The 11,845-nt window shown below is 66.3% G+C and carries 8 protein-coding genes and 1 pseudogene; 6 read left to right on the top strand and 3 right to left on the bottom strand.

The window, feature by feature from the left end:
* Window positions 1–534 (top strand): annotated as a pseudogene (locus tag ASG03_RS22065) (TolB family protein); the annotation flags it as partial.
* A 21-nt stretch (window positions 535–555) separates the two neighbouring features.
* Here ASG03_RS22065 and ASG03_RS15720 read toward each other — a convergent pair.
* Both ASG03_RS15720 and ASG03_RS15715 read right to left on the bottom strand, forming a co-directional pair.
* On the bottom strand, window positions 556–1,818 hold the full coding sequence (locus ASG03_RS15720; RefSeq protein ID WP_244475288.1) for a DUF2865 domain-containing protein: 1,263 nt from the start codon (window positions 1,816–1,818) through the stop codon (window positions 556–558).
* A 270-nt stretch (window positions 1,819–2,088) separates the two neighbouring features.
* Window positions 2,089–4,401 (bottom strand): NADP-dependent malic enzyme, encoded by a 2,313-nt coding sequence (locus ASG03_RS15715; RefSeq protein WP_062694428.1) that lies wholly within the window; start codon window positions 4,399–4,401, stop codon window positions 2,089–2,091.
* Window positions 4,402–4,541: 140 nt separating this feature from the next.
* Here ASG03_RS15715 and ASG03_RS15710 point away from each other — a divergent pair, with 140 nt between their 5' ends.
* Together ASG03_RS15710 and ASG03_RS15705 are read left to right on the top strand one after the other, a co-directional pair.
* Window positions 4,542–5,411 carry a UDP-2,3-diacylglucosamine diphosphatase gene (locus ASG03_RS15710; protein WP_062694426.1) on the top strand — a complete coding sequence of 290 codons (870 nt, stop codon included), beginning with the start codon at window positions 4,542–4,544 and terminating at the stop codon, window positions 5,409–5,411.
* A gap of 277 nt (window positions 5,412–5,688) precedes the next feature.
* Complete coding sequence (locus ASG03_RS15705) at window positions 5,689–6,912, top strand: MFS transporter (protein ID WP_062694424.1); 1,224 nt, start codon at window positions 5,689–5,691, stop codon at window positions 6,910–6,912.
* Here the strand turns inward: ASG03_RS15705 and dgcA are convergent.
* The gene (gene dgcA, locus ASG03_RS15700) at window positions 6,864–7,844 is read right to left on the bottom strand and encodes an N-acetyl-D-Glu racemase DgcA (RefSeq protein WP_062694423.1); all 981 of its coding nucleotides are present in this window, start codon (window positions 7,842–7,844) and stop codon (window positions 6,864–6,866) included. The genes ASG03_RS15705 and dgcA overlap by 49 nt on opposite strands.
* Window positions 7,845–8,027: 183 nt before the next feature.
* On the opposite strand from dgcA, the gene ASG03_RS15695 reads away from it, so the two are divergent.
* The 3 genes from ASG03_RS15695 (at window position 8,028) to ASG03_RS15685 (ending at window position 11,612) form a co-directional block, all read left to right on the top strand.
* Window positions 8,028–9,191: an MlaE family ABC transporter permease gene (locus ASG03_RS15695; RefSeq protein ID WP_062695230.1), complete on the top strand. Its 1,164-nt coding sequence runs from the start codon at window positions 8,028–8,030 to the stop codon at window positions 9,189–9,191.
* A gap of 14 nt (window positions 9,192–9,205) precedes the next feature.
* Window positions 9,206–10,180 (top strand): ABC transporter ATP-binding protein, encoded by a 975-nt coding sequence (locus ASG03_RS15690; RefSeq protein ID WP_244475286.1) that lies wholly within the window; start codon window positions 9,206–9,208, stop codon window positions 10,178–10,180.
* A gap of 61 nt (window positions 10,181–10,241) precedes the next feature.
* A complete protein-coding gene (locus ASG03_RS15685) occupies window positions 10,242–11,612 on the top strand; it encodes an MlaD family protein (RefSeq protein ID WP_062473739.1) in 1,371 nt (456 codons plus the stop codon).
* Window positions 11,613–11,845 lie beyond the last annotated feature (233 nt).

The following is an 11,845-nucleotide window of genomic DNA, read 5'->3' as shown; positions in this document are numbered from 1 at the left end:
GGCGGCGGCGAGCCACGGCTGGTGACGCGGAACCTGCCCTCCTACTGGCATGGCTGGTCGCCGGACGGCGCGCGGCTCGCCTATTGCGGTATTCGCGACCAGGTGTTCGACATCTACACGATCGGCGTCGATGGCGGCGAGGAAACGCGGCTGACCCATGGCGAGGGGCGCAACGACGGGCCGGACTATTCGCCGGACGGCCGCTGGATCTACTTCAATTCCAGCCGAACCGGCCGAATGCAGATCTGGCGCGTGCCGGCAGACGGCGGCGTTGCCGAACGCATCACCGACAGCCCCTATGCCGACTGGTTCCCGCATCCCTCGCCGGACGGTCGGCACCTGCTGGTTCTTTCCTATGATGGCGATGTGGTCGACCATCCCCGCGACCTGACGGTGCGGCTGCGGCTGATGGATCCCGACGGCGGCCATGCGCGCGCGGTGCTGGAGCTGTTTGGTGGGCAGGGCACGATCAACGTGCCGAACTGGTCGCCGGACAGCCGGTGTTTCGCGTTCGTCCGCTACGCGCCCGTGTAGCAGAGGGGTCGGCGAAAAGGCTCAGTTCGTCTGTTCCGGCTGATAGCCGGGGCCGGCGGGATGGCGCAGGTCGATGGCGGATTCCTCGGCCGGCAGGAAGGTCGGGCCGACCTGGCGGACGCGGTTGGCCTTGGGGTCATAGGGGCGCTCGTTGCCCACGCGCGCGGGCGCGTCGACCGGCGCCACCGCAGGCAGGACCGTCCTTTCGACGGCCTCGACGTCCGGGGCGGGGCCGGTGTCGGCAGCCCCGACACTGCCCGGCTTCGTCGTGATGGTCACCACGGCCTTTTCGGACGGGGTGCTCATCCGGGGTGCGGGGGCATCGCCCGGCAAGGTGGAGAAACCGGCGCCCGATGGCGTGGCGGGCTTTTGACCCGACGCCTGGCTCGGCAGACGGCAGCCGCACTGGCTGCGGGTCGCGGGACTTCCACTCTTGTAGGCAAATGCCGTGGGAAGATCCGTGTAGGGATTGCCGGTGCTCGCCGAGATCATGTCCTGCGTCTCGCCGGTCAGCGGATGGAAATAGAGTTCGGTCGTCGCACCCGGGCAGCGCGCGCTGCAGGCCTGGGCATCGCGTGCGAAATCGTCCGGCGTCGCATTGGCGGAAATCGGGAAGAACGAGCCGTCGCAGGTGCGCACGCACATGGTCCGCAGCGGACCGTCCAGCGTCAGCGAATGGAGTTCGGGGGTGGAAAGGTCCGAGATCGACGGCTCGGATGCGGCGCCGTCCGAGGGGCCGCGCAGGCTCGTCTCGTCGCTGCCGATCGGCGGCAGGTCGGCGATGATGTTGCGGAAGCGGCGCGGCCCGTCCCCGTCGGGGCCGGAAACGGAGGCGCTGACGAGATCGCTGTCGATCGCCTCGCACCGGTTGGTCTGCAGCGCGACCAGGACGCGCCGCCGATCCGCATCGTCCTTCGAGCCGACGAGGTCATCCCGGCGGCGGGCCTTCAGCTCCTCGAGATCGGCGCTGATCGCGGCGATCCGGTTGTCGAGATCGGCGCAGGCCTCTTCGTTGTCGCCGTTGATGACCGTTACGCTTTCCGTGCTGCAGCCGAGCGTCCGCTGCTGGCTGCGCGCGCTGCGCAGCTCGATGTTCTGTCGGGAAATGGCGCCCGTATAGTTCCGCTGGCCTGCTTCGTTGTATCCGCCGCTGTCCTGCGTCGGCTGCGGCAGGTCGGCAAGGCGCGCATACAGCCGGTCGCAAAGCGCCGACGCCTGGGCGCCCGCCGACAGAAACAGAAGGGGCATCAGCACTGCGGCCATGGAGAGTTTGCGGTTCGTCAAACGGCTAGCCTGTCTCGATGGTTATGGTCGGCACGGTTATGGTCGGCCCGGTTATGGTCGGCACGGTTATGGTCGGCACGGTTATGGTCGGCCCGGATATGGTCGGCAAGTCGGGTCGGCCTCACCAAGCGACGAAGCAACCTGATCCATCAGGCGGTCCGCCGGGAGGTCCGCGCCATCACGGGCGCGGAACCATCTTAGCCGCTTTGCGTAAGGCCGCAACGCGTCCACCGATCACTTTCGCGGGGCGGGCGGTCGCGGCCGCCAGGTTTATACCGGGTGTGACGCTTCTACCACGGCGAGGGCCGCCATGTTGACGACGCCGCGCGAGGTCACCGAGGGCGACAGGATGTGGGCGGGCAGGGCCGCGCCGAGCAGGATCGGTCCGACATGCAGCCCGTCGATCATGCTTCGGACCACGCCGAAGGTGATGTTGGCGGCATCGAGATTGGGGAAGACGAGGAGGTTGGCGTCCTCGTGCAGGGTCGTGCTCGGCATGACCCGCTTGCGCAGGACCTGCGAGATCGCGGACTCGCCGTGCATCTCGCCATCGGCTTCGAGGTCGGGCGCAAGCTCCCGCACGAATTCCATCGCCCGGCGCATCTTGCTCGCGCTCTCGGACTCGCGCGAGCCGAAATTGGAGTGGGAAACGAGCGCGGCGCGCGGGGTGATGCCGAAGCGCTTGATCTCCTCGGCCGCCATGATCGTCTTCTGCGCGACCTCTTCGGAGGTCGGATTGAAGGTGACGAAGGTGTCGGTGAAGAAGGTCGCGCCATGCTGGGAGATCAGCAGGCTCATGGCGGAGAAGTCGAGCGCACCGGGCCGCTTGCCGATGATCTGCGAGATGTCGCGCAGGTGGCGGCTATAGCGCCCTTCGAGGCCGCAGATCAGCGCATCGGCTTCGCCGCGCTTGAGGGCGAGCGCGCCGATGACGGTGTAGTTGGTGCGCACGGTGGTGCGGGCAGCTTCCGGGATGACGCCGAGCCGGCCGACCAGCGAGAGGTACTGGTCGACGTAATCCTTGAAGCGGCGGTCGCTTTCCGGGTTGATGACCTCGAAATCGGTGTCCGGGCGGATGCGCAGGCCGAAACGCTTCAGGCGCTGATCGATGATCTGCGGGCGGCCGATGAGGATCGGCAGGGCCGTGCCTTCCTCGAGCAGGACCTGGGCGGCGCGCAGCACGCGCTCGTCCTCGCCTTCGGAGAAGATGACCCGCTTCTTCTCGGCGGCTTTCGCCAGCGTGAAGATCGGCTTCATGATGAAGCCGGAGCGGAACACGAACCGGTTCAGCTGGTCGAGATAGGCATCGAAATCGGCGATCGGCCGGGTGGCGACGCCGGTGTCTGCGGCCGCCTTGGCGACCGCCGGGGCGATGCGCAGGATCAGCCGCTGGTCGAACGGCGAGGGAATGAGATAATCGGGCCCGAAGATCGGCGTCTCCTCGGAATAGGCGCGCGCGGCCACATCCGACGGCTCTTCGCGGGCAAGCCCCGCAATGGCGCGCACGGCGGCCATCTTCATTTCCTCGTTGATCGTCCGGGCGCCGCAATCGAGCGCGCCGCGGAAGATGTAGGGGAAGCAGAGGACGTTGTTCACCTGATTGGGGAAATCCGAGCGGCCGGTGCAGATCATCGCGTCCGGCCGGGCGGCGCGGGCGAGATCGGGCATGATTTCCGGATTGGGGTTGGCGAGCGCCATGATCAGCGGACGCTCGGCCATCTGCACGAGTAGCTCGGGCTTCAGGACGCCGGCGGCCGACAGGCCGAGGAAGACGTCGGCATCGGCGATGCTGTCGGCGAGGACCCGGTGGTCGCTCTTCTGGGCATAGATTGACTTCCACTCGTCCATCAGGACTTCGCGGCCCTCATAGACGAGACCTTCGAGATCGTGGACCCAGATGTTCTCGCGCTTCGCGCCGAGTTCGACGAGAAGATTGAGGCAGGCGAGCGCCGCGGCACCCGCACCCGAGGTAACGATCTTCGCCTTGGCGATCTCCTTGCCGGCCAGTTCCAGGCCGTTGAGGATCGCGGCGGCGACGATGATGGCGGTGCCGTGCTGGTCGTCGTGGAAGACGGGAATGTCCATCTTCTGGCGCAGCTGGCGCTCGACCTCGAAGCATTCCGGGGCCTTGATGTCCTCGAGGTTGATGCCGCCGAAGGTGGGCTCGAGCGCCGAGACGACATCGACCATGCGCGCGATTTCCGGCGCGTCGATCTCGATGTCGAAGACGTCGATGCCGGCGAACTTCTTGAAGAGGACGGCCTTGCCTTCCATCACGGGCTTGGAGGCGAGCGGCCCGATATTGCCGAGACCGAGAACGGCGGAGCCGTTGGAGACGACCGCGACGAGGTTGGCGCGTGCCGTGTACGCGGCTGCCATCGAGGGATCGTCGCGAATGGCGAGGCAGGGGGCGGCCACGCCCGGGGAATAGGCGAGCGCGAGGTCGCGCTGGTTGCCGAGCGGCTTCGTCGCCTGGATCTCCAGCTTGCCCGGGCGGGGGTACCGGTGGAAGAACAGCGCCTGTTCGTCAAGGTCGCCGCCGGCCGGTGTCTTCGGTGTCGTCGTGTCGTCGCCGCTGCTCATTGCGTCAGTACCTCTTTCTCAACGCGGTCCTTCTGGCACGATTTGGCCGGTGCGTACAGTTCGCAGGTCCGGTTTTGGACCGGTTCTCGCTTTCACGCGCGCCACTGTCATGCTGCTGAAACAGGAGTCTGTTTTCACGGATGGCAGCATCCGAAACCGAAAGAGCTGCGAAGGAGAAGAGAGTGAGCGAACCTGCCGTCCGGCACTACCGGACCCTGTTCATTTCCGACGTGCACCTCGGCTCCAAGGCCGCAAAGACCGACTACCTGCTCGATTTCCTGCGCCTGCACGATGCCGACACCATTATCCTGGTCGGCGACATCGTCGACGGCTGGCGGCTGAAGCGCTCCTGGTACTGGCCGCAAGCCTGCAACGACGTGGTGCAGAAGCTGCTGCGCAAAGCCCGCAAGGGCACGCGGATCATCTACATTCCCGGCAATCACGACGAATTCCTGCGCGCCTTTCCGGGGACGCATTTCGGCGGCATCGAAGTGGCCGCGCGCCACATCCACGACAGCGCCGACGGGCTGCGCTATCTCGTGCTGCATGGCGACGAGTTCGATGTCGTCGTGCGCAACGCGCGGCTGCTGGCCTATCTCGGCGACTGGGCCTACGACATGGCCATCGTCGTCAATATCGGCCTTGCCGCCGTTCGCCGCCGGCTCGGCATGCCCTACTGGTCGTTTTCCGCCTGGGCCAAGCAGCAGGTCAAGCACGCGGTCAATTTCATCGGCGCGTTCCAGACGGTGGTTGCAGCCGAAGCCCGGAAAGCCGAAGCCGACGGCGTCGTCTGCGGCCATATCCATCACGCGGTGATCGAGGATATCGACGGGATCCGCTACATGAATTCGGGGGACTGGGTGGAAAGCTGCACGGCGATCGCGGAGCACCCGGACGGCCGCATGGAGCTGATCACCTGGAACATCCTGGCGGGCGTGTCGCAGCCCGTCGAGGATACGAGCGAGGCACAGGCGCTGATTGGCTCGCTTCTGGCGCGTCAGGCGGCCTGAACGGCTTCAAGCGGCATGAAGCGGCATGACGCGGCATGCAGGGGGCAACGCCGCGTGGCACGGTTTGCGATCGCGGACGAGGGGGACCGTGGCAGCGGCATCGACGCGCCGGGGAGACCGGATGCAGGTCTCCGGCCCGCCGGACCGGCGGGGTAGAAATTCCCCGCGCTTGCGTCAAAAAAGACGCATCCCGCAGCGGCGGAACGCTTTATACCGGCATCACACCGTCACCTCACAGCGATTCCGGTCTCAGGACGGCGGCAGCAGGTCAATACGCATGGAACCTCCTACACCGCCGCGGCTTCCCGAGCCGGCCCCGCCGTCCCGTTTCGTGGCGCGGATCGCGCTGCTGTTCAGCGCGCCGTTGTTCATCAACGGGTTCGCACTGCCGTTCTTTCCGGTCTGGCTGGCGTCGCTCGCGTTCGACGCGGCGCAGATCTCCATCATTCTCGCGGTTCCCATGTTCGTCCGCGTGTTCTCGGCCCCGGTTGCCGGCATGATCGCGGACGGGCTCGGCGAGCGGACGCGCCTGCTGCTCTGGTCGGCCGGCCTGTCGCTGCTGACGGCGCTCGGCCTGTTCGTTTCCCATGGCTTCTGGGCGGTTCTCGTCATCTACACGCTGCAGGGCGTCGTCTATTCGCCCTATGTGCCGATCGTCGAGGCGGTCGCACTGACCGGCGTGCGGCGCTGGGGCTTCGACTATGCACGGATGCGGCTCTGGGGCTCGATCGCCTTCATCTGTTCGACCATGATCGGCGGCGCCCTCATGAGCCGCTACGGCGCGACGATGGTGCTGCCGGCCATGACGGTGGGGTTCGTCGCCATGGTGGCGGTGACCTTCCTCGCGCCGCGCATCGGCGCGCCGCGCCGTCCCTCGACGCTGACGACGCTGGCCGATCCGCCGCCAAAGGCGTTGCGGGCGCCCGACATCCAGATGCTGCTGATGGGCGTCGGACTGATCAATGGCAGCCACGGCATGCTGTTTGCCTTTTCGGCCCTCTACTGGGCGAGCATCGGCTTTTCCGGCACGCAGATCGGCCTGCTCTGGAGCGCGGGCGTGGCGGCTGAGATCGCCATGTTCATCGCCGCAAAGGTGATTCTCCTCCGCGTCAGTCTCTGGGCGATGATCTTCTCGGGCGCGGGGCTGGCCATCCTGCGCTGGCTGGTGTTCCCGCTCGATCTCGGCTTCTGGGGCTATTTCGCGCTGCAGTGCTCGCACGCCTTCACCTATGCGATCATGCATACGGGGCTGCAGTCCATGCTGGTGCGGCGCGTGGCAGAGCGGCAGGAGACGGCCGCGCAGGGGCTCTATTTCTTCTACACCGGCATGTTCACCGCCCTGTGCACCTTCGTCTCGGGCGCGTTTTACGGCTGGTTCGGCGTCCACGGCTTTCTCGCCATGGCCGTGGCGGCCTTCATCGGCTTTGCTTTGCTGATTGCCGCCTGGACGCTTCAGCCCCAGAGTTCGGGCTCGAGCGGCATCAGCCGCGAGCCCTCGTAGCGCAGGCCGGGCTCGCGGTCGCGCGCGAGCAAGAGAGGCCCATCGAGATCGACGAAGGCCGCACCCTGCGCAAGGAGGGCGGCGGGCGCCATGGCAAGCGAGGTTCCGACCATGCAGCCGACCATGACGTCGAGCCCGAGGGCCCGGGCCCGGTCGCGCATCTCGAAGGCGTGGGTCAGGCCTCCTGTCTTGTCGAGCTTGATGTTGACGGCATCGTAACGGTCGGCGAGCCGATCGAGGTCGGCGATGGTGTGGACGCTCTCATCGGCGCAGACGGGGACGGGGCGCGGCACGCGGGCGAGGCACTCGTCGCGACCTGCCGGGAGCGGCTGCTCAACCAGCGCGACGCCGCACGCCTCGCAGACGGCGAAGTGGGCGGCGAGGTTCGTATCCGTCCAGGCCTCGTTGGCGTCGAGGATGAGAATCGATTCGGGGGCGGCCGTCCGAACGGCGCGGATGCGGGCCGTGTCGTCCGCAGTGCCGACCTTGACCTTCAGCACCGGACGGAACGCGGCCTCGGCGGCGCGGGCCGCCATGGTCTCGGGGTCGGCGAGCGAGATCGTGAACGCGGTAACGAGCGGCTGGGGCAGGGCCAGGCCGGCGAGCTGCCAGACGGGCAGGGCGCTTTTCTTGCCGTCCAGATCCCACATCGCGCAATCGACCGCATTGCGCGCCGCACCGGGCGGCATGATGCGGGCGAGCTCGGCCCGGCCGATGCCGCGCTCGATCGCGTGGCGGCAGGCCTCGATGGCCGCGACCACGCCCTCGATCGTCTCGCCATAGCGGCCATAGGGCACGCATTCGCCGATGCCGCTCGCCGCTCCGTCGCGAAGCCGGCAGGTGACCACGGACGCTGCCGTCTTGGAGCCGCGCGAGATGGTGAACGCGCCGGCAATGGGAAAATGCTCGACAGTGATCTCAAGCGTCGTCATCTGCGTATGCCCTTTCCGAAACGATCCTACCGGAGAACGTGGCATCGACATCACGGTCGTCAACTGGCTGTCGTCACGTTTGTCATCGGTTTCTTTTCCGTCGGTGACATCGTCAGCAGCAGTCGCTATGAGTGTTTGCTGATCGACACCCATGCAACCTTTGCACAGAGAATTCAGAACCGCGTGACCAAAACCCTCGTCAAGACTGAAGCGACCGTCGAGCGCGACGATTCCGGCGAGAGAGGGGACACGGTCTATCGTTTCGCCGGCAACTGGCGTGCCTCCGGCCTGCCCCCCGTGGTCAAGCGCCTGGACGAGATGGCGCGACCCGCCGGCGGCCCGGAAGGCGCGCAGGTGCGTTTCGACCTTTCCGACATTTCCGCGATGGACACGGCCGGCGCCTGGATTATCCGCCGGTTCATGACGAAGCTCGGCGGCGACGACGCCGTGACGCTCGACGGCGGAAATGCCGGCTACCTGGAACTGGTCAAGGCGCTGCCGGCCGAACTGCGCGAACCGCAGGCGGACGACAGCCCGCCGCGCACGCTTGCCGACCGCGCGTTCCAGCCGATCGGCAAGGCCGTCCTGTCGATGTGGGACGATATGGTCGCCGCCATGTACATTGTCGGTTCCGCCGTGCGCGGGGCGCAGCTGAAGGTCGGCCGCCATAGCGGGCTTTCTCCGGCGGCGATCATCAACCAGATCGACCGCATGGGCGTCCAGGCCGTGCCGATCATCACGCTCATGTCCTTCCTGATCGGCGCGATCATCGCGCAGCAGGGGGCGTTCCAGCTGCGCTATTTCGGCGCCGAGCTCTTCGTGGTCGACCTCGTCGGCATCCTGCAGCTGCGCGAAATCGGCGTGCTCCTGACGGCCATCATGATCGCCGGCCGCTCCGGCAGCGCGATCACGGCCGAGGTCGGCTCGATGAAGATGCGCGAGGAGATCGATGCGCTGAAGGTGATGGGGCTCAGTCCCATCGGCATCCTCGTCTTTCCCCGCCTCGTGGCGCTGACGATCGCCTTGCCGCTGCTGACGATCATCGCCAACTTCGCAGCGCTCGCCGGCGCGGCCATGGTCGTCAACATCTATTCCGGCATCACGCTGTCCACCTTCCTCGCGCGCCTGCAGGAGGCGGTCGACTACTCGTCCGTGCTCGCGGGCATGATCAAGGCGCCGTTCATGGCGCTGATCATCGGCATCGTCGCGTCCGTGGAGGGTATGAAGGTCGGCGGCAGCGCCGAATCGCTCGGCAAGCATGTGACCCAATCGGTGGTGAAGTCGATCTTCGTGGTCATCCTCATCGACGCCCTCTTCGCCATCTTCTATTCGGCGATCAATTTCTGATGGAGGCGACGTCGATGCAGACCGCCCAGGACACGCAGACCATGACGGCGGAGACGCCGGAGCCGCGCGACGACCGGGAGACGGACGGGGATGCCGATCGCGGCCGGTCGGGGAAGGACGCGTCCGGGCGCGAGGTCATCCTCTCCGTCAAGGACCTGACCGTTGCCTTCGGCTCCAATGTCGTCCTCGATGCGCTGAACCTCGATATCTATCGCGGCGAGATCCTCGGCTTCGTCGGCCCGTCGGGCACCGGCAAGTCGGTGCTGATGCGCACCGTGCTGCGGCTCCTGCCACGCCGCTCGGGCAAGATCGAGATCCTCGGAGCCGAATATGATGCCGTCAGCGAAGAGGAGCGCGTCGAGCTCGACACGCGCCTCGGCGTGCTGTTCCAGCATGGCGCCCTGTTTTCCTCGCTGACGGTGAAGGAGAACATCCAGGTTCCGATGCGGGAATATCTCGATCTGCCGCAGGAGATCATGGACGACCTCGCCCGGCTCAAGATCGAACTCGTCGGCCTTGCGCCGGAGGCGGCCGACAAGTTCCCCTCCGAGCTTTCCGGCGGCATGATCAAGCGTGCCGCCCTTGCGCGTGCGCTGGCGCTCGATCCGGATCTCGTCTTCCTCGACGAGCCGACATCCGGCCTCGATCCGATCGGTGCGGCCGAGTTCGATGAATTGATCGCCCGGCTGCGCGACACTCTGGGCCTGACCGTGTATATGGTGACTCACGACCTCGACAGCCTGTTCTCCGTCTGCGACCGGATCGCCGTCCTCGGAAAGAAGAAGGTCATGGTCGAGGGGACGATCGAGGACATGCTCGCGTCCGACGACGACTGGGTCCAGTCCTATTTCCGCGGCAAGCGCGCACGGTCGATCGTGCGGGACGACGGCCACGATCTGCACCACCACGACGCCGCCGTGGCCGAACGCAATGCCGCAGACCGGCAGGAAAACCCGCAGAGCAGCCCGCAGGGCACGCGCGCGGGCTGACCGGTTCCAAAGTTTCAGACAGTTCAATAGGGCCCGAGCGGCCACAGGGTAGACGCCAAAGATGGAAACCAAAGCCAACTACACGATCGTCGGGTTCTTCACCATCGCCGTGATCGTCGCCGCCTTCGGGTTCGTCTACTGGATGTCCCAATTCGGCCGCGGCGGCGAAATGGTGGAGCTCGTCGTCAGCATTCCCGGCTCGGCCAACGGCCTGAGCGTCGGTTCGCCCGTGCGCTTCAACGGCATTCCGGTCGGCAGCGTGCGCAGCCTGGCGATCAACGCCAACGATCCGCGCTACTCGGTGGCGGTCACCGAGGTCTCGGCCGACGCGCCGGTCCTGACCTCGACCAAGGCGACCCTCGAAGTGCAGGGCCTGACGGGTGCCGCCTATATCGAACTCAGCGGCGGCAACAAGGGCGAGCCGAGCATCCTGCGCAAGGCGCTGGACGAAGGCACCTCGGCGCAGATCCAGGCCGACCAGTCGAGCGTGACCAGCCTGCTCGCCACGGCCGACAAGATCATGGATCGCGCGAATGACGCGATCGGCGATATCCAAGGCTTCGTCTCCGACGTCCGCGGACCGCTGACCGGCACCATCACCAATGCCGAGCGCTTCTCGAAGTCGCTGGCCGACAATTCCGAAGGCATCGACCAGTTCCTGGAAAGCGTCAGCGCCCTGTCGACTTCGATCAACAGCGCAGCCGAGAAGCTCGATTCGACGCTCACCTCCGCCGATGCCCTGGTGAAATCCGTCAATCCGCAGGATGTGAACCGCATCGTCTCCAACGTCGCCCGCATGAGCGACGAACTGACGGCGGCCTCGGCCGGCGTGTCGGACACGATTGCCACGATCCGCAAGACGGCCGAAACCTATGAGCGCTTCGGTGCCAATGCTACGACGACGCTCGCCAAGGTCGATTCGCTCCTCGGCGCGGTCGATTCGCAGAAGGTCGGCAATGTCATTAACGATGCTTCCGTGGCCAGCGCGGATGCCCGTCGCGCCATCTCGACCTTCGCGTCGCTCGCCGACAGCGTGCGGGAGCGGCAGCCCGAGATCGACCAGACCATCACCGACGTGACGCAGATGGCCAACAAGCTCAACGCCGCATCGAGCCGCGTCGACGGCATCCTCGTGAAGCTCGACGGCTTCCTGGGCGATGCCGACGCGCCGGGCATTTCGCAGGATGCGCGCCAGACGCTGGCCTCGTTCCGCAGCGTGGCTGACAACATCAACGCCCAGATCGGCCCGATCGCCAACAACCTCAAGCGCTTCACGAGCTCCGGCCTGCGCGACATCGAGGCACTGGTGGACGATACGCGCCGCACGGTGCAATCGCTCGACAACACGATCTCGACCTTCGACAAGAACCCGCAGCGGCTCCTCTTCGGTGGCGACACGGTCAAGCAGTATAATGGGCGCACGCGTCGTTGACGCCCTCCCAGCGGTCGTTCCCGTGACTCGGCTGCGCGGCAAAACACTCTCGCCGGACGTGGGAATCGCGGCTGAAACCGCGTTTATGTTTCCAATTGGCATGCGATGGGGCGGCTCGGGCGCGCTTGCGCCCGGCCGGCGCCCGAGAAGCGTGACATGGCTGCACAGGTCGTCGCTTTTCGGTGCTGCACGGGATGCGATCGGGGCGTTTCGCCCTTGTCTTGTTCAAGTCG

Origin of the sequence: Rhizobium sp. Leaf341 (genome assembly GCF_001424325.1) — a bacterium.
Lineage (GTDB): Bacteria > Pseudomonadota > Alphaproteobacteria > Rhizobiales > Rhizobiaceae > Ferranicluibacter.
This window is presented reverse-complemented; position numbering and strand designations above follow the sequence as displayed.

Coding starts and splice junctions, on each gene's coding strand:
- ASG03_RS15715 (WP_062694428.1), bottom strand. CDS start 4,401: ATGAGCAGCGGCGACGACACGACGACACCGAAGACACCGGCCGGCGGC.
- ASG03_RS15710 (WP_062694426.1), top strand. CDS start 4,542: ATGGCAGCATCCGAAACCGAAAGAGCTGCGAAGGAGAAGAGAGTGAGC.
- ASG03_RS15705 (WP_062694424.1), top strand. CDS start 5,689: ATGGAACCTCCTACACCGCCGCGGCTTCCCGAGCCGGCCCCGCCGTCC.
- dgcA (WP_062694423.1), bottom strand. CDS start 7,844: ATGACGACGCTTGAGATCACTGTCGAGCATTTTCCCATTGCCGGCGCG.
- ASG03_RS15690 (WP_244475286.1), top strand. CDS start 9,206: ATGCAGACCGCCCAGGACACGCAGACCATGACGGCGGAGACGCCGGAG.
- ASG03_RS15685 (WP_062473739.1), top strand. CDS start 10,242: ATGGAAACCAAAGCCAACTACACGATCGTCGGGTTCTTCACCATCGCC.